General features: G+C 72.4%; 26 protein-coding genes. All 26 read left to right on the forward strand.

All coding sequences use genetic code 11. The annotated features are described in order from the left end of the window. Position 1 precedes the first annotated feature (1 nt). The 26 genes from fliG to BUE29_RS09425 all read left to right on the forward strand — a co-directional run bounded on the left by fliG (position 2) and on the right by BUE29_RS09425 (position 24,548). Positions 2–1,069 carry a flagellar motor switch protein FliG gene (fliG, locus tag BUE29_RS09295; protein ID WP_084180878.1) on the forward strand — a complete coding sequence of 356 codons (1,068 nt, stop codon included), beginning with the start codon at positions 2–4 and terminating at the stop codon, positions 1,067–1,069. Further along, the gene (locus BUE29_RS09300; RefSeq protein ID WP_143168081.1) at positions 1,053–1,820 is read left to right on the forward strand and encodes a FliH/SctL family protein; all 768 of its coding nucleotides are present in this window, start codon (positions 1,053–1,055) and stop codon (positions 1,818–1,820) included. The genes fliG and BUE29_RS09300 overlap by 17 nt, the downstream gene beginning before the upstream one ends. Next, positions 1,817–3,142 (forward strand): FliI/YscN family ATPase, encoded by a 1,326-nt coding sequence (locus tag BUE29_RS09305; RefSeq protein WP_073388931.1) that lies wholly within the window; start codon positions 1,817–1,819, stop codon positions 3,140–3,142. The genes BUE29_RS09300 and BUE29_RS09305 overlap by 4 nt, the downstream gene beginning before the upstream one ends. Then, the gene (locus BUE29_RS09310) at positions 3,139–3,585 is read left to right on the forward strand and encodes a hypothetical protein (protein WP_143168082.1); all 447 of its coding nucleotides are present in this window, start codon (positions 3,139–3,141) and stop codon (positions 3,583–3,585) included. The genes BUE29_RS09305 and BUE29_RS09310 overlap by 4 nt, the downstream gene beginning before the upstream one ends. After that, positions 3,582–4,583, forward strand: a complete 1,002-nt coding sequence (locus BUE29_RS09315; RefSeq protein WP_073388937.1) for an NlpC/P60 family protein — start codon at positions 3,582–3,584, stop codon at positions 4,581–4,583. Before BUE29_RS09310 ends, BUE29_RS09315 begins: the two co-directional genes overlap by 4 nt. Then, entirely contained in the window at positions 4,580–6,442 is a 1,863-nt protein-coding gene (locus BUE29_RS09325) for a flagellar hook-length control protein FliK (protein WP_143168083.1), read from the forward strand. Before BUE29_RS09315 ends, BUE29_RS09325 begins: the two co-directional genes overlap by 4 nt. Continuing rightward, positions 6,439–6,960, forward strand: a complete 522-nt coding sequence (locus tag BUE29_RS09330) for a flagellar hook capping FlgD N-terminal domain-containing protein (RefSeq protein ID WP_084180933.1) — start codon at positions 6,439–6,441, stop codon at positions 6,958–6,960. Before BUE29_RS09325 ends, BUE29_RS09330 begins: the two co-directional genes overlap by 4 nt. Before the next feature lie 52 nt (positions 6,961–7,012). Then, on the forward strand, positions 7,013–7,792 hold the full coding sequence (locus tag BUE29_RS09335; RefSeq protein WP_073388946.1) for a flagellar hook-basal body protein: 780 nt from the start codon (positions 7,013–7,015) through the stop codon (positions 7,790–7,792). Positions 7,793–7,912: 120 nt separating this feature from the next. Continuing rightward, positions 7,913–8,224 carry a flagellar FlbD family protein gene (locus tag BUE29_RS09340; protein WP_073388948.1) on the forward strand — a complete coding sequence of 104 codons (312 nt, stop codon included), beginning with the start codon at positions 7,913–7,915 and terminating at the stop codon, positions 8,222–8,224. Next, the gene (locus tag BUE29_RS09345) at positions 8,224–8,994 is read left to right on the forward strand and encodes a flagellar motor protein (protein WP_073388951.1); all 771 of its coding nucleotides are present in this window, start codon (positions 8,224–8,226) and stop codon (positions 8,992–8,994) included. Before BUE29_RS09340 ends, BUE29_RS09345 begins: the two co-directional genes overlap by 1 nt. Next, entirely contained in the window at positions 8,994–9,911 is a 918-nt protein-coding gene (locus BUE29_RS09350; protein WP_084180879.1) for a flagellar motor protein MotB, read from the forward strand. Before BUE29_RS09345 ends, BUE29_RS09350 begins: the two co-directional genes overlap by 1 nt. A gap of 25 nt (positions 9,912–9,936) precedes the next feature. After that, positions 9,937–10,386: a flagellar basal body-associated FliL family protein gene (locus tag BUE29_RS09355; protein ID WP_073388954.1), complete on the forward strand. Its 450-nt coding sequence runs from the start codon at positions 9,937–9,939 to the stop codon at positions 10,384–10,386. Positions 10,387–10,509: 123 nt separating this feature from the next. Then, positions 10,510–11,505, forward strand: coding sequence for a flagellar motor switch protein FliM (locus BUE29_RS09360; protein ID WP_143168084.1), 996 nt, complete (start codon positions 10,510–10,512; stop codon positions 11,503–11,505). After that, positions 11,502–12,233: a flagellar motor switch protein FliN gene (gene fliN / locus BUE29_RS09365; RefSeq protein WP_084180881.1), complete on the forward strand. Its 732-nt coding sequence runs from the start codon at positions 11,502–11,504 to the stop codon at positions 12,231–12,233. Before BUE29_RS09360 ends, fliN begins: the two co-directional genes overlap by 4 nt. A 3-nt stretch (positions 12,234–12,236) precedes the next feature. Next, the gene (fliO, locus tag BUE29_RS09370; RefSeq protein WP_073388957.1) at positions 12,237–12,794 is read left to right on the forward strand and encodes a flagellar biosynthetic protein FliO; all 558 of its coding nucleotides are present in this window, start codon (positions 12,237–12,239) and stop codon (positions 12,792–12,794) included. Between the two features lies 1 nt (position 12,795). Continuing rightward, on the forward strand, positions 12,796–13,701 hold the full coding sequence (gene fliP, locus BUE29_RS09375) for a flagellar type III secretion system pore protein FliP (protein ID WP_200800113.1): 906 nt from the start codon (positions 12,796–12,798) through the stop codon (positions 13,699–13,701). 6 nt (positions 13,702–13,707) lie between these two features. After that, positions 13,708–13,983: a flagellar biosynthetic protein FliQ gene (locus BUE29_RS09380; RefSeq protein WP_073388960.1), complete on the forward strand. Its 276-nt coding sequence runs from the start codon at positions 13,708–13,710 to the stop codon at positions 13,981–13,983. Between the two features lie 2 nt (positions 13,984–13,985). Further along, the gene (locus BUE29_RS09385) at positions 13,986–14,747 is read left to right on the forward strand and encodes a flagellar biosynthetic protein FliR (protein ID WP_073388962.1); all 762 of its coding nucleotides are present in this window, start codon (positions 13,986–13,988) and stop codon (positions 14,745–14,747) included. 28 nt (positions 14,748–14,775) lie between these two features. Then, positions 14,776–15,876 (forward strand): EscU/YscU/HrcU family type III secretion system export apparatus switch protein, encoded by a 1,101-nt coding sequence (locus BUE29_RS09390; protein WP_073388965.1) that lies wholly within the window; start codon positions 14,776–14,778, stop codon positions 15,874–15,876. 50 nt (positions 15,877–15,926) lie between these two features. Then, entirely contained in the window at positions 15,927–16,535 is a 609-nt protein-coding gene (locus tag BUE29_RS09395; protein WP_073388968.1) for a TetR/AcrR family transcriptional regulator, read from the forward strand. A 76-nt stretch (positions 16,536–16,611) separates the two neighbouring features. Next, positions 16,612–18,021, forward strand: a complete 1,410-nt coding sequence (locus tag BUE29_RS09400) for a DHA2 family efflux MFS transporter permease subunit (RefSeq protein WP_073388971.1) — start codon at positions 16,612–16,614, stop codon at positions 18,019–18,021. Between the two features lie 89 nt (positions 18,022–18,110). Next, positions 18,111–18,995, forward strand: a complete 885-nt coding sequence (locus BUE29_RS09405) for a class I SAM-dependent methyltransferase (protein WP_073388974.1) — start codon at positions 18,111–18,113, stop codon at positions 18,993–18,995. Between the two features lie 267 nt (positions 18,996–19,262). After that, the gene (locus BUE29_RS09410) at positions 19,263–20,747 is read left to right on the forward strand and encodes an MFS transporter (RefSeq protein ID WP_073388977.1); all 1,485 of its coding nucleotides are present in this window, start codon (positions 19,263–19,265) and stop codon (positions 20,745–20,747) included. A 193-nt stretch (positions 20,748–20,940) separates the two neighbouring features. Then, positions 20,941–21,645, forward strand: a complete 705-nt coding sequence (locus BUE29_RS09415; RefSeq protein ID WP_143168085.1) for a transporter substrate-binding domain-containing protein — start codon at positions 20,941–20,943, stop codon at positions 21,643–21,645. Positions 21,646–21,789: 144 nt separating this feature from the next. Next, positions 21,790–24,126, forward strand: a complete 2,337-nt coding sequence (locus tag BUE29_RS09420; protein ID WP_073388983.1) for a chemotaxis protein CheA — start codon at positions 21,790–21,792, stop codon at positions 24,124–24,126. Continuing rightward, positions 24,123–24,548, forward strand: a complete 426-nt coding sequence (locus tag BUE29_RS09425) for a chemotaxis protein CheW (protein ID WP_073388986.1) — start codon at positions 24,123–24,125, stop codon at positions 24,546–24,548. Before BUE29_RS09420 ends, BUE29_RS09425 begins: the two co-directional genes overlap by 4 nt. Positions 24,549–24,584: the final 36 nt, after the last annotated feature.

The raw sequence follows: 24,584 nt of genomic DNA on the forward strand, positions 1-24,584 counted from the left end.
GATGACCGTCCTGGCCTTCCCCGGCAACGCGACCGCGCCGACCACCGAGGTCGAGGCGCTGCCCGTCGGTCTCAACCCGCGCCAGAAGGCAGCCGTGCTCGTGCTGCAGCTCGGCCGCGAGGAGTCCGCCCGCGTGCTCGCCGAGCTGACCGAGGCCGAGCTCGAGGCGCTGTCGATCGAGATCGCCCGGCTCGGCACGGTCGCCCCCGGCATCGCCGCGTCCGTGCTCGACGAGTTCGCCTACCTGCTCGACGACATCAAGGGCGGGCAGGCCCGCGGTGGCATGGACGCGGCCATGAACATGCTGACCGCGTCGGTCGGCGTCGAGCGGGCCATGGCCATCGTCGACCGGGTCTCGCACAACTTCGTCGAGATGCCGTTCACCTTCCTGCAGAAGCTCGACCACCGGCAGATCGTGTCGTTCCTGGCCGACGAGCACCCGCAGACGATCGCGCTCGTGCTCGCCCACCTGCCGGCCACCATCGCCGCGCCGATCCTCGCCGGGCTCAACCGCGACCTGCAGGCCAGCGTCGCCCACCGCATCGCGGTCATGGACCGGACCTCGCCGGAGCTGATCCGCCAGGTGGAGCAGAGCCTCGAGCGGCGGCTGTCCTCGATGGGCGTCCGCTCGGACCTCTCGACCGTCGGTGGCCTGCGCCCGCTCGTCGACATCATCAACCGCGCCGACCGCGCCACCGAGCGCATGATCATCGACGGGCTGGAGGAGCTCGACTCCGGTCTCGCCGAACGGGTCCGCAGTCAGATGTTCATGTTCGAGGACATCGTCGGCCTCGAGGACCGCGCGATCCAGCTCGTCGTGCGCCAGGTGCCGGTCAACGAGCTCGCGATCGCGCTGAAGGGCGTCTCGGACACGGTCCGCGCCAAGGTCATGCAGAACATGTCCGAGCGTTCGGCGCAGGGGCTGACCGAGGAGCTCGACGTGCTCGGCCCGACCCGCGTGCACGTGGTCGAGGAGGCGCAGGCCGCGGTCGTGCGGGTCATCCGCCAGCTCGAGGAGTCGGGCGAGATCACGGTCGGAAGGGGCGAGGAAGATGCCTTCGTCGCCTGACACCGCCGTGTCCGTCCCGACGCCGGCCGCGACGCCGGAGCTCGTGCGCTGGGAGCCGGTCGAGCTCACCGCCACCGCGCCGGCCGTCTCGGGCGCCGGTCGTGCGCGCACCGCCGCCTGGTCGTTCGAGGAGGCCTTCCCGCCCGCGCCCGTCGCCGCGCCCGAGCCGTTCGCCGTCTCGCCGCGTTCGGGGATCCCGGACGCGGTCCTGGCCGACGCGCGCAAGGCCGCGCAGTCCGCCGGCTACGCCGAGGGCTTCGCCAGCGGCGTCGCCGAGGCGCGCTTCCGTGCCGAGGCCGACGCGACGGCCGAGCACGCCCGCGCCGAGCGGGCGGCCGTCCAGGCCCGCATCGCCGTCGAGCGCGCCACGAGCGCGCTGGTCGCGGCCTCGACCGAGCTGGCCGGCCGCACCGCGGTCACCCTCGCCGACGTCGAGTCGCTCGTCGTGTCGGCGGCCTACGACGTGGCCGAGGCCGTCGTCGGCGCGGTCGTGCGGCACGACCCGCAGCGCGGTGCCAACGCGATCACGCGCGCCCTCGCCCTCGTGCCGGACGGCGCGACCGACGTCAGCGTCGCCCTGAACCCGACCGACCTCGCGACGATCGACGCCAGCGGCTCGTTCGCCGGTGTGCGGCTGGTCGCCGATGCCTCGCTCGCCCCGGGCGACGCGATCGCCGTCGGCGACGCCACCACCGTCGACGCCCGCATCGCCGCCGGGCTCGCCCGCGTCCGGGAGGTTCTCGGCCGATGACCGCCGTCCTGCAGCGCATGCTCGCCGGAGTCGCCGAAGCCGTCGACGCCGCCCGCCCGGCGGTGTCGGGTCGGGTCGCCGAGGTGCGTGGCCTGTCGATCCGGGTCACCGGGGTCCAGGCCCGCGTCGGTGACCTGGTGCGCATCGGCGAGGACACCTTCGCCGAGGTCGTCGCGGTGCAGCTCACCGCCGAGGGTCGCGTGTCGACGTGCCTGCCGCTCGGCGCGCTGACCGGCATCGGTGCCGGCGACCCCGTCGTCAGCACCGGCGCGCCGATGAGCGTCCGTGTGGGCGACGAGCTGCTCGGCCAGGTGCTCGACGGTCTGGGCCGCCCGCTGGACGGCTCGCGGCTGCCCACCGGCATGGCGCGCGTCGGTCTCGACGGGACGCCGCCGGACGCCCTCACCCGTGACCGCGTCGACGTGCCCATGCCGACCGGCGTGCGCGCGATCGACACGCTGACCCCCGTCGGCCGCGGCCAGCGCCTCGGCATCTTCGCCGGCAGCGGCGTCGGCAAGTCCAGCCTGCTGTCGATGCTGACGCGCGGGACGTCCGCCGACGTCACGGTCCTCGCGCTCATCGGCGAGCGTGGCCGCGAGGTCCGCGAGTTCCTCGAGGACGACCTGGGCCCGGAGGGGCTGCGCAACGCCGTCGTCGTGGTGGCGACGTCCGACCAGCCGCCGATGGTGCGCCTGCGCGCCGCCTTCGTCGCCACCCGCATCGCGGAGTTCTTTCGTGACGGCGGCAAGGACGTCCTGCTGATGATGGACAGCGTCACCCGGCTCGCCATCGCGCAGCGCGAGATCGGCCTGTCCGCGGGCGAGCCCCCGACGACGCGCGGTTTCCCGCCCTCGGTGTTCGCGCTGCTGCCGCAGCTGCTGGAGCGGGCCGGCGCGGCGGCGACCGGGTCGATCACCGGTCTCTACACCGTCCTCGTCGACGGCGACGACCACAACGAGCCCATCGCCGACACGGTCCGCTCGATCCTCGACGGCCACCTCGTGCTCGAGCGCTCGCTCGCGAACGCGGGTCACTTCCCGGCCGTCGACGTCCTGCAGTCGGTGTCGCGCGTGGCCGGTGCCGTCACCACCGCGCCGCAGCGCGAGGTGCTGCGCGAGGCGCGTCGGCTCATCGCCGCCCGCCGCGACGTCAAGCCGCTCGTCGAGATCGGCGCGTACGTGGCCGGCACCAACCCCGACGCGGACCGTGCGCTGGCCGCCTGGCCAGCGATCGAGGGCTTCCTGCGTCAGGACCTGCACGATCTGACCCCGTCCGCGCAGTCGTGGGACGCGCTGGCGCGCGCGATCGGCGGTGCGGCATGACCCCTCGCTGGATGAGCCATCTGGTGCGCGCCCGCCAGTCGCAGGAGGACACCGCCACGCAGCGGCTCGCCTTCGCCCGCCGCGCGCAGGCCCGGGCCCACGCCCAGGCGAAGGCCGAGGCCGCCCGCGTCGACGCGATGACCCGCCAGGAGGCCGCGGTCAACGCCGGCGCCTTCGTGGCGGCCGCCGTCGCGCTGCAGTCCGCGGCCGCCACCCACGCTGCCGCCGTCGACGAGGCCTTCCGCGCCGACGAATGGGTCGTCGGCCGGCAGCGGGAGCTGAGCGACGCCGCGAAGTCGCGCTACGTCGCCGAGGAGCTGCGCGACCGGGCGCGGGCCGAGGCCGACCGCGAGGCCGCTCGGATCGCGCAGCGCGACCTGGACGAGACCGCGGCGATCGGGCACGCCCGCCGCACCGGCGCGCAGCAGCGAGGTGAGTCGTGACCGCCCCGGCCGACGTCACCAGCGCGCTCGCGACCATCACCGCGCGCATCCAGCAGATCGAGACCCGCATCGCGTCCTTCGCGCCGACGCGGACCAACACGGTCTCGGCCGCGAACTTCGCGTCCACGCTCGCCGCCACGACCGGCACGACCGGGACGGCGGACACCGCGACCACCGCGACGACGACCTCGAGCGGCGTCACCGGCGCCGACGTCGTCTCGACCGCGCAGAAGTACCTCGGCATCCCCTACGTGTGGGGTGGCGAGTCGACCTCGGGCATGGACTGCAGCGGTCTGGTGCAGAAGACCTTCGGCGACCTCGGCATCGACCTGCCGCGCACCGCGGCCGAGCAGCAGAAGGAGGGCACGGCGGTGTCGTCGCTCGCCGATGCGCAGCCCGGCGACCTGGTCTTCTTCGGCGACCCGGCGTACCACGTCGCGATCTACGCCGGGAACAACCAGATCATCGAGAGCCCGGAGCCGGGCAAGACCGTGCACCTCACCGATTTGCACACGACGCCGACCAGCATCCGGCGCATCGTTGACGCCGCCCCGGTCGCGGGCACGACGTCCGGCGGGGTCGGCGCCGCGCAGCTGCAGGCTGCGGGGGTGAGCTCCTCGGTCGCCGCCTACGCCTCGCAGTTCGCCGCGGCCGAGCAGGCCAACGGCCTGCCCTCGGGGCTGCTCGCCGCCGTCGCGCAGCAGGAGTCGGGTGGCAACGCCCGCGCGGTCAGCCCCGCCGGTGCGCAGGGCCTCATGCAGTTGATGCCCGCCACGGCCGCCGGGATGGGGGTCGACGCCCTCGACCCGTCCCAGGCGATCAAGGCCGCCGGCCGCATCTTCGGGCGCAACCTCAGGGAGTTCGGCACCGTGCCGCTCGCGCTCGCCGCCTACAACGCCGGTGCCGGCGCCGTCCACCAGTACGGCGGGATCCCGCCGTACAGCGAGACGCAGAACTACGTCCGTCGCATCACCGCGACGCTGGCGGCCGGCGGATGAGCGCCGTGACCACGCTGCTGGCCGGTGTGCCCGCCACCGCCGCGACCGGCCCGACCACCGCGTCGAGCGCAACGAGCGCGACATCGCCGTCCTCGCCGTCCGGACCCGCCTTCGGACAGCTGCTGGCCACGCTCGTGACGCCGGGTGCGACGCCGGCGGCCCCGGCATCGTCGACCGTCCCGGGATCGTCGACCGTCCCGGCATCGTCGACCGTCCCGGCATCGTCGACCGCACCGTCGGCCGTGGCGCCGGTCGCCACCCCGTCGGTCGGGACGACATCGCCGGTCGCGACGCCGTCGCCGGTCGATGTCGGCGCCGCCGACGCCGGCGCTCCGGCCGAGCCGGCGACCACCGCCGACGCGACCAGCGAGCACCCGACCGCCGACGCGACCGGCGAGCACCCGACCTCCGCACGGCCGCGCGCCCGCGCCGCCGCTCACTCCGGGCAGCCCACGGCCGACGCCACGCCGGCGACGACCCCGACGGCCGACCCGACGTCCGCCGGGTCGGGCCCGGCGACCGAGGCGGCGGCGTCGACGACCTCGCTGCCCGCCGACGCGCAGCCGCTGCCGCTCGGTGTGGCGTCACCCGCGCCGCTGCCGGCCGCGCCGGTTGCCCCGCCGGTCACCGCGCCGGCGGCTCCCGCGCCGACGGCGGGGATCACCGCAGCGGCGAGCTCGCGGGACCTCCCGGCGGACGCGGCCGGGCTGGCGCCGCTGCGCACGCGTGGGCCGATCCAGGTGCGGCCGACCACCACCGCGGCGACCGCCGCGACCCCGGCCGACCCAGCAGCCTCGGCCGACCCGGCCACGGCCGGCACCGCCTCCGCGCCGTCGGTCGCCGTGCCCTCGACCACGGCGCTCCCGACCACGGCGCTGCCGACCACGGCGCTGCCGACCACGGCGCTGCCGACCACGGCGCTGCCGACCACGGCGCTCCCGACCACGGCGCTCCCGACCACGGCGCTCCCGACCACGGCGCTCCCGACCACGGCGCTCCCGACCACGGCGCTGCCGACCACGGCGCTGCCGACCACGGCCCCCGCGACCACCGCGCCGACCGCCGTCCCCGCGGCCACCCCGGCTGCCACGGCCACGCCGGGCGCCCCGGCGGAGCCGACCACCGCGGTGGACCCGGTGCCGACCCCGGTCGCCGGCGGGACCGCGACCGTGCTGCCGACGACGACGACGCTGCCGACCGCCCCGCCGAGCGAGCGCAAGCTCCGCGGCACGGGCGTCGACGCATCCACCGCCGCGGACGCCACCACGGCGACCACGACGCTCGCCACCGCGCCCGCGATGCCGGCCGCGCACCTCGCGGCGCTGGCCACCGTCACCGTCACGGCCGGCCCGACCCTCGCCACCACCGCGCCGGCCGCGCCCACCGCCACCGTGACCCCGGTCGCGACCCCGGCGTTCGGCGCCGACGAGCAGCCCCAGCCCGGCCTCGCCGCCGCGCTCGCCGAGCTGCGCCGCGGCCCGGACGGCGTCCGCGAGCTCGACGTCGCCCTGCACCCGGCCGATCTCGGCGCGGTGCGCCTCAAGGTCACGCTGCGCGCCGGCACCCTGGACGTCACCGTCGCGTGCGCGCACGACTCGGCCCGCGAGGCCGTCACGGCGGCGCTCCCCGCCCTGCACCGCGAGCTGCGCGACCTCGGCACCGTCGACGTCGTCGCCGCCCGCCCCGAGGGCCGGCCGATGGACGCGTCGTCCGAGCAGTCCCGCCACGGCGCGCACGCCGACGGCACCGACCCCGGCGAGACCGACGCCGAACAGGGCCGCCGCCGCTACCCACCGGACCCCGACGAGACCGACAGCACGGTCCTGCCGACCGCCTTCCCCACCTGGAGCACGAGATGACCGATCCCATCGCCGGCGTCGCCGCCACCACGTCCACGCCGGTCTACCGGACCGCGGCCGTCACCGGGACGACGGGCAGCACGTCGGGAACGACGGGCACGTCGTCCTCGTCCTCGACCGGCACGAGCACGACCGGATCGTCGTCCTCCTCGTCGAGCAACAGCCTGCTCGACCCGCAGGCCTTCCTGCAGCTGCTCGTCGCGCAGCTGAAGTACCAGGACCCGACCAACCCGACCGACACGTCGTCGTTCATGAACCAGACGGCGATGCTGAGCCAGGTGCAGACGATGGGCACGATGTCGACCACGCTGAGCTCGCTCAACTCCGCGCAGCAGGTGCAGTCGGCGACCAGCATGATCGGCAAGCAGGTCACCTACACCGACGCCACCGGCGCCAAGGTCAGCGGTATCGCGCAATCGGCCAACTTCGCCAGCACCGGCGCCACCCTGCAGGTCGGCGGCGTGACCGTCGCCATGTCGAGCATCGTCTCGGTCGCCTCGCCCACCACCACGAGCTGAACCACCCCACCCCCACACCAGAACGCTCCACCCACCCCCAGGAGGAACCCCCATGTTGCGTGCTCTCTACACCGGCATCAGCGGTCTGAACGCCCACCAGCAGATGCTCGACGTCACGGCGAACAACATCGCCAACGTCAACACCGTCGGCTTCAAGTCGTCCACCACCGTGTTCGAGGACGCGCTGAGCCAGACCCTGTCGGCCAGCGGCGCGAACTCCAACCAGGTCGGCCTCGGCGTCACCGTGACCGGCACGAACCTGAACTTCACCCAGGGCTCGCAGCAGGCCACCGGCGTGGCCAGCAACATGATGATCCGCGGCGACGGCTTCTTCATGCTGCAGTCGCCCAGCGGGCAGCAGACCTACACTCGCAACGGGGCCTTCACCCTCGACCAGAGCGGTCACCTCGTGACCGCCGACGGCTCGCAGGTCGAGGGCGCCGACGGCACGGTGCTGGACCTCTCCGCCCTGCAGAACGGCACCTACAAGTCGTACACGATCGACGCGACCGGCACGGTCTACGGCGTGAACGCCAGCGGCAACACCGCGCTCGGCCAGGTCGGCCTCGCCACCTTCGCCAACCCGAACGGCCTCACCAAGATCGGCGACAGCCAGTACGCCGAGTCCAACAAGTCCGGCGCCGCGTCGACCGGCGTCCCCGGCGCCGGCCAGTTCGGCGACATCGCGTCCGGCTACGTCGAGATGTCGAACGTCGACCTCTCCAAGGAGCTCACCGGCCTGATCGTCGCCCAGCGCGGCTTCCAGGCGAACTCCAAGGTCATCACGACCTCCGACGAGGTCCTGCAGACCCTCGTCAACCTGAAGAACTGATCCGGGCCGAGGCGGCGCCGTCGTCGGCGCCGCCTCCCCGGTCAAGTTCCCCGCATTTTGGCCGACTGTAGGGACGAGAAGCCATGGACGGCCTCTCGCAGCAATCCAAGGACGGATACCGTGTTGCAACTGACCAGGCTCACCGGGCAGAGCTTCGCTCTGAACCCCGACCTCATCGAGCGAGCCGAAGCCACCCCTGACACCGTCGTGACGTTGGTCAACGGCAGCAAGTACGTCGTGCAGGAGACGTTGGACGAGCTCATCGAGCTGGTGCGTGCCTACCGCGCCGACATCGTCCACGCGTCCCGCGCCGGGGTGCCGCCGGTCGCCCCGCACCGCCCGCGTGTCCCTGCGCGGGACGGCTCCTCGCCGCGTCACACCGCCGACAACGGCACCGTCGTCATGCTGCGCGCAGAGCAGGGAGACGTGTGATGGACCCGGCAAGCATCATCGGCATCGGTCTCGCCCTCGCCGCGATCGTCGGTTCGACGATCATGGAGGGTGGCGACATCGGTGCGATGTTCCTGATCCCCCCGATGATCCTGGTGTTCGGCGGCACGATCGGCGCCGCCGTCGCCGGTGGTCTGATGGCCGACGCCAAGGCGCTGCCCAAGTCGATCATCCGGGCGATGACCGCCAAGCTGCCCAAGCCCAATGACGGTGTCGAGACCATCGTCAAGCTGGCCGACAAGGCCCGCCGGGAAGGGCTGCTGGCCCTCGAGGCCGAGGTCGCCGACGTCGAGGACCCGTTCCTGAAGCGGGCGCTCGAGATGGCGGTCGACGGCACCGATGCCGACGAGGTGGCCGAGATCCTCGGTTCCGAGGTCGACGCCAAGCGGGCGCAGGACGCCGCGGCCGCGAAGATCTTCCAGGACATGGGCGGTTTCGCGCCGACCATCGGCATCATCGGCACCGTCCTCGGTCTCGTGCACGTGCTCGGTGACCTCGGTGATCCCTCGACCCTGGGAGAGAAGATCGCCTCGGCGTTCGTCGCGACGCTGTGGGGCGTCATGACGGCGAACGTCTTCTGGTTCCCGATCGCCAACCGCATCAAGCGGCTCAGCGAGGCCGAGTGCGAGCAGATGGAGGTCGCGATCGAGGGCGTGCTGGCGATCCAGGCCGGCAACAACCCGCGCGTGATCGAGCGCAAGCTCACCGCGATGATGACCATCACGGACGCCCCGCAGAAGGACGCAGCCTGATGCCCGCCGCGAACGGGCACGCCTCCGGCTCCGCCCGGACGCGGCGCAAGCGCGCCCACGCCGGCGGCCACGAGGAGGGCGGTTCGGAGCGCTGGCTGGTGACCTACGCCGACATGCTCACGCTGCTGCTGGTGCTGTTCATCGTGCTGTTCTCGATCTCGGTCGTGAACACGTCCAAGTTCATCTCGCTCAAGACCTCGCTCGCCGCGGTCTTCGGGGACGGCCGCCCCGGCATCATGAGCGGCGGCACCGGCCTGCTGGAGAACGAGGCGAACGGCACCGGTCAGCAGCTCGTCATGCCGGGCATGCCCGTCGCGGCGCAGGCCGGCGCGAACCAGAACAGCACCAGCTCGGGCAACAGCACCACGACCTCGGCGAAGGACCCGCAGCTCGCCGCGATGGCCGCCAAGGCCGCCGCCGCGAACGAGAAGTCCGACTTCAAGAGCATCCAGGCCGCGCTGCACAGGGCGCTCGAGAAGGCCGGGCTGCAGAAGGCGGTGCGCTTCTCGGTCGATCACCGCGGTCTCGTCATCACCGTCGTCACCGACGATCTGGTCTTCGGCGGCAACAGCGCGACGCTCCTGGGCAAGGGTCAGCGCATCGTGCAGATCGTCGCGCCGCAGCTGGCCAAGGAGAAGCGCTCGATCGAGGTCGACGGCTACACCAACCAGCAGAAGGTCAGCACCGGCCCCTACCCCAGTGGCTGGGAGCTGTCCTCGGCACGGGCGTCCTCGGTGGTGCGGTACCTGGCCTCGCACGGCGTCGCCGAGGACCGGCTCACCGCCGTCGGCTACTCCGACCAGCGACCGCTGTACCCGGCGAGCGACCCGCGCTCGGTGACGCTGAACCGCCGCGTCGAGATCGTCGTCCTGTCCACGAATCCGTCGAGCAACGACTCGACCACCGGCTCCAACTGACCCGGCGAGACCCCCGGAGACTCCCATGGCAACCGCAACCAAAGACAAGGCCGACGACGCCGAGAAGAAGGAAGAGAAGAAGAGCTTCCTCAAGTCCAAGAAGGCGATCATCGGGCTCGTGGCCCTGCTCGCCGTCGGTGGCGGTGCCTACAAGTTCATGGCGCCGGCCAAGGCCACCCCGGTCACCGGCGGCGACATCGTCGCCCTCGACGCGACCACCCTCAACCTCAAGGGCGGCCACTACCTGAAGCTGGCCGTCGCGATCCAGGTCGTGCAGGGCAAGGCCACCGCCGACGACTTCAAGACCAGCGAGGCGCAGGAGCTCGTCATCGACGAGTTCAGCGACCGCACCGTCGCCTCGCTGTCCTCGAGCGAGGACCGCAAGAAGCTCGTCGAGGACCTCGAGAAGAAGATCAAGAAGGCGTACGAGGGCGAGGTGTTCGACGTCTTCCTGACGCAGTTCGTCACCCAGTAGGGGACGCGAGAGAGGGCGGCGCCGCCGGCGCCGCCGATCGGGACGGAGCCGTCCCGATGGTGGCCGATCGCACCGGTGGCACCGCCGCTCAGGTTGGCGCGCGATCGGCCGATAGAACCTGGCGTGACGCCTCCTTCGGTGATCGAGCTGCCCAACCGGCAGCCGAACGACCCCACGGACGGCGCGCGACCGGAATCCGGGGCGCGCACCGACGACAACGGCGTGGTGGCGTACGACTTCCGACGTCCGGTCAAGGTCTCGCGCGAGCACGTCCGCGTGCTGCAGATGGCCTTCGACACGATGGCGCGACGTCTCACGACGCTGCTGACGAGCGGGCTGCGCGAGGTCTGCCAGGTGCAGATCGACGAGGTCACCCAGCAGAGCTACGACGACTACGCCGCCGCCCTCGCCAGCCCGTCGGTGACGGTGCCCCTGGGCCTCGCGCCGCTCGGCGGCACCGGCACGGTCCACTTCTCGCTGCCGGTGTCGCTGGCCGCGATCGACCACATGCTCGGCGGCCCCGGCGGGGCCCAGCCGACCCGCACCCTCACCGACATCGAGCTCCCGCTGCTGCAGGGGCTGCTCGAGCAGATCGTCGGCGTCCTGCGCTACGCGCTGGAGCCCATCGTCGCGCTCGAGTGCACGATCGGCTCGGTCGAGTACAACCCGCAGTTCCTGCAGGCCGCCGGACCCGCCGACGCCGTCATCGTCGGCGTGTTCACGCTGCAGATCGGTGCGGTCACCAGCCCGCTGCTCGTCTCGCTGCCGATGGCCCCGATGCTGCCGCTGCTCGACGCCCAGGGCCCGACCGAGACCGTCATCGACCCCGCCGCGCAGGCGGGCATCGCCGCGCGGCTCAGCGAGCGGGTCAACGACGTCGCCCTCGACGTCAGCATCGAGTTCGCGCCCGTGCCGCTCACCGCCGACCGGATCCTGACCATGGCCGTCGGGGACGTCGTCACCCTGCCCCAGCGCGTCGGCACCCCGCTGACCGTGTACGCGGGCGGCGTCGACTACGCCCGCGCCGTCGCCGGCCGCGCCGGCTCCCGGCTGGCCGCCCTCGTCGTCGAAGTCCCCGGCGCCGCCGGGACCGCCCAGCAGAAGGAGTCCCTCCGTTGATCACCCAGACCGCCAACGCGGCCGCGCAGATCGCGACCGACGTGGCCGCGGCGGCCGCCCCGGCGCTGGCGCCGGGCTCCGCGCTGAACGTCGGCGAGGCCCAGACCGTCCCCGTCGAGCTCAACCTCGAGTACGCCGTGCTGTGCGAGCTCGGCGGCAACGTCGCCGGTGAGCTCGCGCTCTTCGTCGAGGACAGCTTCGCCCGGGCCCTGACGCAGGCCGAGGTCGGCGAGCTCGACCTCGCCGACGCCCTCGCGCCCGCGCTGTCGAGCATCGCCGCCGCCCTCGGTTCGATCATCGTCGGGGAGCCGACGAGCGTCGACGCCCGGCTGGCCCAGAGCCGCATCGACGCCCGCGAGGACATGGCCGTCGTCGGCCTGGACGACGGCAGCGCGATCCGCGCCGCGGTCGCGGTCGGGCTCGAGTCCGTCACCGCCGCGCCGGCGCCGCAGCCCGTGCGCGCGGCGGCCGGCGGCCAGTCCGAGCGCCTCGACCTGCTGCGCAACGTCGAGATGGCGGCGACCGTCGAGCTCGGCCGGACGCGCATGACCATCAACGACCTGCTCTCGCTGCGCGACGGTGCCGTCATCGAGCTCGACCGGGCCGCCGGTGACGCCGCCGACCTGTTCGTCAACGGCCGGCTCATCGCCCGCGGCGAGATCGTGGTCATCGGCGAGAACTACGGCCTGCGCGTCACCCAGATCGTCACCGACGAGCCGGGGCGCTGAGCCGTGAACACCGTCGAGATGGTCGGCCGGCTGCTCGTCTCGCTCGCCGTGGTGCTGGGCGTGATGTGGCTGATCGCCCGCCGTGCCCGCAAGGGCGTGCGGGGCCGCAACGCGCGGGTCATCGAGGTCCTCGACCGTGCCTCGCTCAGCCGCGGCTCGTCGGTGGCCGTCGTGCGCGTCAACGATCGCGCGTTCGTCCTGGGCATCGCGGAGTCGCAGGTGTCGATCCTCGGCGAGACCGACCTCGCCGCCGCCCAGGCGGCGCACGAGGAGGCCGCGCCCGCCCGGGGTCGCCGCCGCGCCGGCACCGACCGGCCGGTCGCCACGGCAGCTCCCGCCGCTGCTCCCACCACCGCGGCGCCCACCGCGGTCCGCACCGCGGTCCGCACCGCCCCCCGCGCCGTCGCGCCCACCGCGCGCATCACCGTGCCCGCCCCGGCGGCGCCGGCGCGCGCGGCGGAGGCCACCCGGTCCACCGGGCCCCTCGCCGGTTCGGCGCTGTCGCCGCAGACCTGGAAGCAGACCATCGAGTCGCTGCGTGACCTGACGGCGCGGCCCTGACGTGACCACCCTGCGTCGCGTCGCGCTGAGGGCGGCGATCCTGCTGATGCTCGCGACAGCAGTCGTCGGCATCGGCACGCTCGCCACCTCGGCCGCGACCGCGGCGCCGGTCACCTCGGCCGCGGCGGTCGCGCCGCACGCCGCCGCCACCACGTTCCTCGCCGCGCCGACCGCGCCGACCGCGCCGACCGCACCCACCGCCCCCAGCACGCCTGCCGCACCGAAGTCCGACGGGTCCGACGGCGGCAGCGTCAGCGTCGACGTCGACGGCAAGAAGCCGAGCCAGTCGGTCTCGATCCTGCTGCTGGTCACCGTCCTCGGCGTCGCCCCGTCGCTGCTGCTGCTCGTCACCAGCTTCACCAAGATCTTCGTGGTCCTGTCCCTCACCCGGAACGCGCTCGGGCTGCAGACCGTCCCGCCGAACCAGGTGCTCGCCGGCCTGTCGCTGTTCCTCAGCCTGTTCGTGATGCAGCCGGTGCTGAAGAAGGTCAACGACCTCGGCATCCAGCCCTACATCCACGGCACGAAGTCGCGCAGCGCCGCCTGGACCGACGGCGTCCGCCCGCTGCGCGACTTCATGATGGAACACACCCGGCCGCAGGAGATCGCGCTCATGCTGCGCGCGGGCAACCTGCCCAACCCGCCCAACAAGGCCGACCTCGAGCTGACGACGATCATCCCGGCGTTCGTGCTCTCCGAGCTGCGCTCGGCGATGATCATCGGCTTCGTCGTCTTCATCCCGTTCGTGATCATCGACCTGGTCGTGTCGTCGTCGCTCATGTCGCTCGGCATGATGATGCTGCCGCCGGTGTCGGTGTCCCTCCCCTTCAAGCTCCTGCTCTTCGTCCTCGTGGACGGCTGGGGGCTCATCGTCACGTCGCTCGTGCAGAGCTACCGAGGTGGTTAGGACCCCATGACCGACACCGATGTCGTGCATCTCGCCATGCAGGTGCTGCTCGTCGCGGGCAAGCTCGCGGCGCCCGTGCTCGTGACCTCGCTGGTCATCGGCTTCACCGTCTCGCTGTTCCAGTCGGCGACGCAGATCCAGGAGTTCACGCTCGCGTTCGTCCCGAAGGCCGTCGGCTGCGGCGTCGCGCTGCTGGTCAGCGGTCACTGGATGCTGACCACGATGGTCACCTTCACCACCGAGCTCTTCCACGGCATCCCCGCCATGCTGGCGAACGGCTGACCGTGCGCGTCGAGGTCGACGGTTCGTGGCTGCTCGCGCTGGTCCTGGCGAGCACCCGGATCATCGCGTGGGCGCTGGTCGCGCCGCCGCTCGCGACGGGCGGTCTGCCCAGGACGGTCAAGGCGATGGTCAGCGTCGCCCTCGCGGTCGCGGTGCTCCCGGTGGTCCGGCACCACCTGCCGGCGCAGGAGGCGGCTCCGATCGTGTCGGCCCTGGTCATCCAGATCGCGCTCGGGGCGGGGCTGGGCTTCCTGACCCGGCTCGTGTTCACCGCGGTCGAGGCCGCCGGCGGCCTGCTCGACGTGTTTGGCGGCTTCTCGCTGTCGGCCGCGTACGACCCGCTCAGCACGACGATGAACTCGGTCTTCGGCCGCTTCTACGCGTTGCTGTGCACGACGCTGATCTTCGCCACCAACGTCCATCTCGTCATCTTCCGTGGCTTCCTGCAGACCTTCACCACGGTGCCGCTCGACTCCGGGTTCTCGATGGACGAGATGGCCAAGCACATCACCGGCGGCGTCACCGACCTGTTCGTGTCGGCGCTGCAGATCGCCGGGCCGCTCATCGTCGTGCTCTTCATCGCCGACGTCGCACTGGGCGTGCTCAACCGGATCGCCCCGCAGCTCAACGCCTTCTCGATGAGCTTCCCGGTCAAGATCGGGCTGACCCTGCTGCTCGTCGGGCTGACGTTCACGCTGCTGCCCCAGACCGTCACCGAGCTCGCGACCCGTTCGACCCAGCTCGTGGCCGCGGTGACCTCGTGACCGCCCCGGCGTGGGGGAGTGATCCGCAGTGAGCGGCGGCTCCGGGGGTGAGAAGAGCGAGAAGGCCACCCCGAAACGGCGCAAGAAGGCGCGGCACGACGGGCAGATCGGCAACACTCCCGAGCTGGGTGCGTGGCTGGGCATGCTGGCCGCGTCCTTCGTCATTCCGCACGTCGCGAAGTCGCTCATGGACACCTCGACCCGCGGCGTGGTGATGATCGGCAGCGTCATCCGCGCACCCGACGCGGGGCGTGCCATGGCGATCGCGTCCGACGCCTTCCACGACGGGTTCATGAACGCGTTGCCGATGGCACTGCTCGCGGCCGCGGTGGGCGTCGCTTCGGTGGCGGGGCAGGGCGCGTTGTGGTTCGCGCCGGGCCTGCTCAAGCCCAAGTTCAAGCGGCTCAACCCGCTCTCGGGCATCAAGCGCATGTTCGGCAAGCACGGTGCGTGGACGCTCGTGAAGTCGCTGCTGAAGACGGCGGCGCTCGCCGTGGTCGTCTACGCCTCGATCCGCAACCTCGTCCCCACGCTGCTCGGGTCGGGGTCACTGCCGTTGAGCGAGCTGGTCTCGATCTGCATCGACAGCGTGATGACGATGCTGCGCTGGGCGGCCGTCGCCGGCCTGCTCATGGCCCTCGCCGACTTCGTGGTGGTGCGCAAGCGCAACGACAAGCAGCTCAAGATGACGATGCAGGAGGTCAAGGACGAGTTCAAGAGCAGCGAGGGCGACCCGCACGTGCGCGGTCAGCGCCGCGCCGCGCAGATGGCGATGCGCCGCAACCGGATGATGGCCGACGTCCCCACCGCCGACGTCGTCGTCGTGAACCCCACCCACGTCGCCGTCGCGCTGCGCTACGACCCGCAGAAGGGCGCGCCGCGCGTGGTGGCCAAGGGGGGCGACCACGTCGCCGCGCGCATCCGCGCCGTCGCCGAGGAGCACCGCGTGCCGATGGTCGCCGACATCCCGCTCGCCCGCGCCCTGCACGCGGCATGCGCCGTCGGCGAGGAGATCCCGCCGGACCTCTACCGGGCGGTCGCGACCGTCATCGCCTTCATCATGACGTTGCGTCGCCGCGGCTCGACCGCCGGCGTCCACACGGTGCGGACTCTCGCTCCCACCGGCTGACGAGCTGACCGGCGTTGACAAAGTTGTGAGTGGTCACTAACTTACTGCGCATGGCACCACGCGGAGTCCGGGGCAGCGCCGAGGAGCGGCGCGAGGACGTGCTGAACGCGGCGATGGTCGAGTTCGCCAAGGGCGGGCTGGACGGCACCTCCACCGAGGCGATCGCCACCCGTGCCGGCATCAGCCAGCCCTACCTGTTCCGCCTGTACCCCTCGAAGCGCGCCCTGTTCATCGCCGCGGTCGAGCGCACCTTCACCGAGGTCGTCCGCGTCTTCGAAGAGGCCGCCGCCGGGCTGTCCGGCCTCGAGGCCAAGCACGCCATGGGCGAGGCCTACGACACCCTGCTGCGCGAGGACCGCACCTTCCTCGGCATGCAGCTGCAGGCCTACGCCGCCTGCTGCGGTGACGACGAGGTCCGTGCGGTCACCCGTCGCCACCTCGGCCGGCTGTGGGAGCGCGTCGTGACCGACGGCGGCATGTCCGAGCAGCTCGCGCAGGCCTTCGTCGCCCACGGCATGCTCTGCAACCTCACCGCCGCCCTCGGCGTCGACGAGAGCCAGGCCGCCGACGACGCCCTCGCCCGTCGCATGACCGCCAAGCCGGTGGTCCTGGACCTGATGACCGCCGACCCGATCTCCGCGGGCTCCCCACTCACCTGACCCGGCCCGAGTCGGGCCGGGGCCGATGCCGTCCGCAGTTGCTAGTGACCAATCACAACTATCGAAGGGAACGCCGATGACCCGCAACCGTTCCGTGGGTTGGACCTTCCTCGTGACGGCGCTCGCCGCCTTCATGGTCGCCCTGGACAACCTGGTGGTGACGATGGCGCTGCCGTCCATCCGCGCCGACCTGAACGCCACGATCGACCAGCTCGAATGGACGGTCAACGCCTACACGCTCACCTTCGCGGTGTTCCTGCTGCCCGCCGCCGTCCTGGGCGATCGGCTCGGCCGCCGCCGCGTGTTCGTCGGCGGCCTGGGCCTGTTCACCCTCGCGAGCGCCGCCGCTGCGCTGGCACCGAACATCGACCTGCTGGTCGCGGCCCGCGCCCTGCAGGGCCTCGGGGGCGCCGCGGTGCTGCCGTTGTCGCTGACCCTGCTCACCAGCGCGGTCGCCCCGGAACGGCGCGGTGCGGCGCTGGGCATCTGGGGCGCCAGCAGCGGCCTCGCCGTCGCGCTCGGCCCGCTGCTCGGCGGCGCGATCACCCAGGGCGGCTCGTGGCAGTACATCTTCTGGCTCAACGTGCCGATCGGGGTCGCCCTGGTCCCCCTCGCGGTGCGCCGTCTCGGCGAGTCCCACGGCCCGGCCAAGCGGCTGGACCCGATCGGCCTCGGCCTGATCAGCCTCGGTCTGTTCGCGCTCGTTCTCGGGCTGGTCCGCGGCAACGCCCACGGCTGGACGAGCACGAGCGAGCTGGTCGCGCTCGTCGGCGGCGGCGTCCTCGTGCTGGCCTTCGTGGCCTGGGAGAGTCGGGCCGCGAACCCGATGCTGCCGCTGCGGCTGTTCGGCTCCCGCGGCTTCTCGGCGGTGAACACGGCGTCGTTGGTGATGAGCTTCGGGATGTTCGGCTCGATCTTCCTGCTCGCGCAGTTCCTGCAGAACGTGCAGGGGTACGACCCGCTCGCCGCCGGCCTGCGCACGCTGCCCTGGACGGCGATGCCCGTCCTCGTCGCGCCGCTCGCCGGCCCGCTGTCCGACCGCATCGGCGGCCGGCCGCTGCTCGTGCTCGGCCTGATCCTGCAGGGCGTCGGCCTCGGCTGGCTGGGCCTGGAGATCACCACGGACATGAGCTACGGCGCGATGCTGCTGCCGTTCATCCTCTCCGGCGTCGGCATGGGACTGTTCTTCGTCCCCGTCGCCTCGGTGGTCATGGGGAGCGTCCCCGCCGAGATGCAGGGCGTCGCCAGTGGGGCCAACAACGGCATCCGGGAACTGGGCGGCGTGCTCGGCATCGCGGTCCTCGGCGCGATCTTCACCGCCCGGGGTGGCTTCACCAGCGGTCAGGCGTTCGTCGACGGGCTGCGTCCGGCGATGGCCGTCGGCGGGATCGCGGTGCTCGCGGGCGCGGCCGCGGCCGTGCTCATCCCGCGCCGGCAGCGCACCGTCGTCGACCCGGTCGCCGCACCGGTACCGGTCGCCGTCTGACCCCCAAAATCCCCGGTTTTGGCGGCTGAGCGCAGCATGCTGCGCTCAGCCGCCAAAACCGTGTGCCGGGAGGCGTGTCAGACTCGGCCATGAACACGACGAGACTCGACCCTGAGGTCCGAGCCCTGCAGGCACTGACCGAGGGCGACCCCGACGCCGCCCTGCACAGCACCGCATCCTCGTCGAGCGTGCTGGGCACCGCGCTGCACCGCTACCTTGCCGCCGGGCCGACGCTGGACGGGTCGGTCTACACCGATCCCCGAGCCTTCCAAGCCTTCATCACCGGCGGCGGCAACGTGGGTCTCTACGCCGCGGCCTCCGCCGCGCTGGCCGCGCGCTACCTCGACACCGCCCCGACCGCCGTGCTCGACATCGGGTGTGGCGACGGGATGGCGCTCGTCCCCGCCCTCGAACAGGCCGGCCGGACCGTCTCCCGCGCCGACCTCGTCGAGCTGTCACCCGCCCTGCTGCGCACCGCGGTGCAGCGCGTCGAGGAGCTGGCACTGCCGTCGACCGCCTTCGCAGGATCGGCGCAGGACTTCGTCCGCCAGCTCGATCCGCAGGCGCGGTGGGACGTCGCGCAATCGACGTTCGCGCTCCACGCGCTGCCCGAGGAGGACCGTGACGACGTGTTGCGCGCCCTGCGAACCCGGGTGCAGCGACTCGTCGTCGTCGAGTTCGACGTCCGGACGGCCGACGCCGACCGTGCCGAGCATCTGCGCTTCCTCGCCAGCAGCTACGAGCAGGGGCTCTCGGAGTACGAGGGCGAGGCCCGAGCCCTGGTGGCAGCCGGCTTCCTCATGCCCGTGCTGGTGGGACAGCTGCTGCCCGGCGCGTCGCGCATGACCTACGAGCAGACCGCCGACCAGTGGTCCGAGCAGCTGCGCCGGTGCGGTTACCAGCACGTCGAGCGCACCGAGCTCTACCCGTACTGGTCGTCGCCGGCGTTCCTCGTCACCGGGACCGGTTCGTAGCGACAGCCGCTGCGGCGTACGCACCGCCGCAGCCGTCATCGGTGTGCAGACGGGTGCCGGCAGCGCGCACGCGGGGTGCAGTGCTGCGACGTGGGTTGCAGTCCGAGCCGTGCGTGCGCTGTCGGGGTTAGCCTCTTGGCGAACCGGCCTTGCCTTCTCCGACTGACGTCGGCCCACCGGTTGGTCTACACGCTGGGGCTAGAGCGCGACCTCCACACCATCGCCACGGGCTGTCGTGCCCGTCGACCGGGAGGAGGGCGTTCGCCCTTGTCTGACCAGACCCACACCTCGCACGACACGGCCCAGGATCCGCACCGCTGGCTGATCCTCGCCGTCGTGGGCGTCGCGCAGCTGATGGTGGTGCTGGATGCCACCATCGTGAACATCGCCCTGCCTTCGGCGCAGCGGGACCTCGGGTTCTCGATCGACGACCGGCAGTGGGTGGTCAGCTCGTACGCGATCGCGTTCGGTGCGCTGCTGCTGTTGGGCGGCCGCCTCGGTGACCTGTTCGGGCGTCGCCGGCTGCTCGTCCTCGGGTTGATCGGCTTCGCCGGCGCCTCGGCGGTCGGCGGCGCGGCCGGCAACTTCGAGACCCTGATCGCCGCGCGTATCGCGCAGGGGGTGTTCGGTGCGTTGCTGGCTCCGGCGGCGCTGGCCACGGTCGCGACCAGCTTCACCAACCCCGCGGAGCGGGGCAAGGCATTCGGAATCTTCAGCGCCATCGCCGGTGTCGGCGCCGGGGCCGGCCTGCTGCTCGGCGGAGTCCTCACCGACCTGCTGTCCTGGCGTTGGTGCCTCTACGTCAACATCGTGTTCGCACTCGTCGCCGTCGTCGGCACCCGTGTCATGAAGGGCGACGACAGCGGTGTGAGCCGACACCGAGTGCTCGACCTGCCCGGCGCCGTCACCGCCACCGGAGGACTCTTCCTGCTCGTGTTCGGGGTGTCCCGCGCCGAGACCAGCGGCTGGGGCTCGGCCTCGACGATCGCGTTCCTGGTCGCCGGCGCCGCGCTGCTCGTGGTCTTCGCACTCGTCGAACGGCGAAGCTCGCATCCGCTGCTGCCGCCGCGCGTCGTCGCCGACCCGGCCCGCACCGGCTCGTACTTCGCGATCGCCATGCTCGGCGTCACCATCTTCGGCGTCTTCCTGTTCCTCACCTTCTACCTGCAGCAGAACCTCGACTACTCGCCGCTCAAGAGCGGGCTGGCGTTCATGCCGCTGAACCTGACCATCCTCGCCGTCTCGGGCGTGACCGCCACCCAACTCCTGCCCAAGGTCGGGCCGCGGATCCTCATCTCCGCCGGCCTGATGTTCGCCGCCGTGGCCGCCGTCCTGCTGGCGCAGCTGGACACGTCCTCGGGCTACGTCGGCGGCGTGCTGCCCGCCCTGTTCGCCGCCGGCATCGGCGCCGGGTTCCTCTTCCCGACCACGTTCGCGGCGGGCACCGCCGGCGTCGACCGGCACGACGCCGGCGTGGCGTCGGCGATGGTCAACACCGCGCAACAGGTCGGCGGGTCGGTCGGCATCGCGTTCCTGTCGACCATCTTCGCCGACAGCCTCAAGGACACGTTCGCCGAGAACCCGCGCACCAACCCCGCGGGCGCGGCCATCGACGGCTACACCACCGTGTTCTGGTGGGCCGCCGCGATCAGCGCAGCCGCCGCCGTCATCGCGTTCGTCCTGGTGCGCAACAGCCCGGCCGCCGACGGCTCCAGCGACGCGGAGCCGGCTTCCCCGGCCGCCATGCACTGACCGCGCGGCTGTTCGCAGCCCCCGCCCCACTCAGCCCACGCGGACGAGGTCGGCGGGCCTCCGGGCGACCCGGGAGGCCTGCCGACCGTCGGAATCGGGACACTGAACGCGTGACGAGTCGGGAACCGCGCCTCAGGTCGCCGCACGGCCGTTGTCGACCGACGTGCCGAGGGGGACCCAGAGCGTGACGGACGTGCGTGACGTGCTGGCACCGAGAAGGGTGTTGCGCGCCTCGATCAATCTCGGCAACCCGGTGCTGGCGCAGGGCGATGCCGAGCAGCCGCGTGGGGTCACCGTCGACCTGGCTCGCGCGATCGCCGATGCGCTGGGGGTGCCGCTCGAGCTGGTCTGCTTCGACGCGGCTCGACACTCGTTCGAGGCACTCACGAGCGGCCGCGTCGACGTCGCCTTCCTGGCCGTGGAACCGGCCCGGGCCGAGCAGGTGGCGTTCACGCCGCCCTACGTGGTGATCGACGGCGTGTACGTCGTGCCCGAAGCATCGTCGATCACGTCGGCGTCCGACGTCGACCGCCCAGGCCTGCGTATCGGCGTCAAACGCGGTTCCGCCTACGACCTCTTCCTCACTCGCACGCTCGAGCATGCCGAACTGGTCCGCGGAGACGAAGGCGTCGACGTGTACCTCGCCGACGGACTCGACGTCGGCGCCGGGATCCGGCAGCCCGTCCAGCGCTTCGTAGCGCAGCATTCCGGCCAGCGGGTCGTGACCGAACGGTTCATGCAGATCCGGCAGGCCGTCGCACTGCCACGGTCCTGTCCGCCCGACGCAGTCGGCTACGTCGCCGACCTCGTCGAACGCCGCAGAGCAGACGGGTCGATAGCCAGCTGGTTGCGCGCGTCCGGGCAGCCCGACGCCGAGGTCGCACCGCCGGCCGCGTGAGCGCAGGCGGCCGCGCCCCGCGCAGCCCGCGCAGGACTTTCGTCCCAATCGCCACCGCCTCCTCACGGTCGCAGCCCGGCTGCCGATGGACTCCCTAAGACCACGGCGAACGGCTCCGTGATCCGGGAGAAGGTGAGATGCCCCGTGGACGGCATGGATGAGATCGTCGCCGAGTTCCTCGTCGAGAGTCACGAGAACCTCGACCAGCTGGACCGCGACCTCGTCGCGCTCGAGCAGGCGCCCGACTCGCGTGACCTGCTCGCGAGCATCTTCCGCACCATTCACACGCTGAAGGGGACGAGCGGCTTCCTCGCGTTCTCGCGCCTCGAGGAGCTCACGCACGTGGGCGAGAACCTGCTCGCCCGGCTGCGCGACGGTGTCATGCGCATGAGCCCCGCCACCACCGACGTGCTCCTGGCGATGGTGGACTCGGTGCGCGAGCTGCTCGCCGCGATCGAGTCGACCGGGTCGGACGCCGAGGTCGATGTCGCCGACGCCGTCGAGGCCGTCCGCGCCGTGCTCGAGGCCGGTGACGCACCGGCCGCGCCGGCCGCGCCCGCCCCCACCCCTGCCCCCGCCGAGGCTCCCGCGGTCGCCGCCGAGCCCACCCCTGCTCCCGCGGCCGCGGTGCCCGCCACCCCCGCGGCCGCGGCGAATCCTCCCGCGGCCCAGCCGAGCGCCGCGCCAGCCGCGAAGCCCGCGCCGGCGCCCGCCGCCAAGCCCGCCGCCAAGCCCGCGCCCGCCCCCGCGGCATCGGCCGCCGGTGACGAGGGCGGCGCCCGCCGCGCCATCGCCGACTCCTCGATCCGCGTCGACGTCGAGCTGCTCGACTCGCTGATGCGCCTCGTCGGCGAGCTCGTGCTGACCCGCAACCAGGTGCTGCGGCGCGCGTCGCAGTCGACCGACACCGACCTCGTCCGGGCCACCCAGCGGCTCAACATCATCGCCACCGAGCTGCAGGAAGAGGTCATGAAGACCCGCATGCAGCCGATGGAGCACCTCTGGTCGAAGCTGCCGCGCGTCGTGCGCGACCTCGGCACGCAGTGCGGCAAGACCGTCTCCCTGGAGATGGTCGGCAAGGAGACCGAGCTCGACCGCACGCTGCTCGAGGCGGTCAAGGACCCGCTGACCCACCTCGTGCGCAACGCCGTGGACCACGGCATCGAGGAGCCCGCGGCCCGCGAGGCCGTCGGCAAGTCGCGGCAGGGCACGCTGACGCTCCGCGCGTTCCACGAGGGCGGCCAGGTCGTCGTCGAGGTGGGCGACGACGGCGCCGGCATCGACCCCGAGAAGATCGGCGAGAGCGCGGTCCGCAAGGGCCTCGTCACCGCCGACCAGGCCGCGGCCATGTCCCCGACCGACGTCCTGCAGCTCATCTTCAAGCCCGGCTTCTCCACGGCCGCCGCCGTCACCAACGTCTCCGGCCGCGGCGTCGGCATGGACGTCGTCAAGACCAACATCGAGAACATCGGCGGCACCATCGAGGTCGAGTCGCAGCCCGGCCTCGGCACCACCTGCCGGCTGCGCATCCCGCTGACGCTCGCGATCGTGCCGGCGCTCACCGTCGACTGCGCGGGCGACACCTTCGCGGTGCCGCAGGTCAACCTGCTCGAGCTCGTCGCGCTGGACTCCGCGACCGCGAAGGACCGCGACGCCATCGAGCACGTCGGCGGCGCCGAGGTCTACCGGCTGCGCGGTCAGCTGCTTCCGCTCGTCCGCCTCGACGCGCTGCTGCACCGCGAGCGCAGCGGCGAGGAGGGCCGCTCGGGCGTCATCGCCGTCCTGCAGTCCGAGGGACGTCGTTTCGGCCTGGTCGTCGACCGTGTCGTCAACACCGAGGACATCGTCGTCAAGCCGCTGAGCCGGCTGCTCAAGAGCATCGGCATCTACTCCGGCGCCACCATCCTCGGCGACGGTCGCGTCTCGCTCATCCTCGACGTCCAGTGCATCGCCCGGACGGCGCTGCGGGCCGAGGCCATGGAACGCGTCGACCACGCGGGCAAGGGCGACGGCCTGCTCAGCACCGACCAGGAGCGCATGCTCGTCGTCGGCCTGGGCGAGGACCGCCGCGTCGCGATCCCGCTGGCGAGCGTCACGCGCCTCGAGGAGGTGCGGATCGCCGAGATCGAGCACGTCGGTCACCGCGAGGTCATCCGCCGCCAGGACGGCATCCTGCCGCTCATCCGGCTCGAGCAGCTGCTCGGCGGCTACGGCGACCCGGAGCGCGAGACGCTGCCGATCGTCGTCTACGCGAGCGAGGGACGCAGCGTCGCGATGGGCGTCGACAGCATCCTCGACATCGTCGACGCCTCCGCCGCCGCGCGCAGCGACATCGACGACAGCGGGCTGCTCGGCTCGCTCATCGTGAAGGAACGCGTGACCGAACTGCTCGACGTCCGCTCCGCGATCCTCGCGGCGGACCCCCGCTTCTACCAGTCGGCCGACTTCGCCGACGAGTTCGCCATCGAGGTGCCGGCATGACCCACCAGCTCGCCACGTTCACGCTCTGCAACGACCTCTACGGCGTGCCCGTCGACCGGGTGCAGGAGGTCCTGCAGGACCAGCGCTCCACCGGCGTGCCGCTCGCCCCCGGCGCGGTGTCGGGCCTGATGAACCTGCGCGGCGAGGTCGTGCTCGTCCTCGACCTGCGGCGCCGGCTGGCGCTGGCCGACCGCACCGCGGAGGAGACGCCGACGAGCGTCGTCATCCGCATCGACGGCGAGGTCATCAGCCTGCTCGTCGACCGCATCGGCGACGTCGTGGACGTCGACCCCGCCATCTTCGAGTCGCCCCCGGAGACCCTCGGGGGCGTCGCCCGCGAGCTCATCGAGGGCGCCTACAAGCTCGACGACCGCCTGCTGCTGGCGCTCGACGTCGACCGCGCCGTCACCGTCGCGGCCTGACACCTCCCACCACCAGACCTCACCCAGGAACCGGAC

It is taken from the genome of Jatrophihabitans endophyticus, assembly GCF_900129455.1.
GTDB classification, from domain to species: domain Bacteria; phylum Actinomycetota; class Actinomycetes; order Mycobacteriales; family Jatrophihabitantaceae; genus Jatrophihabitans; species Jatrophihabitans endophyticus.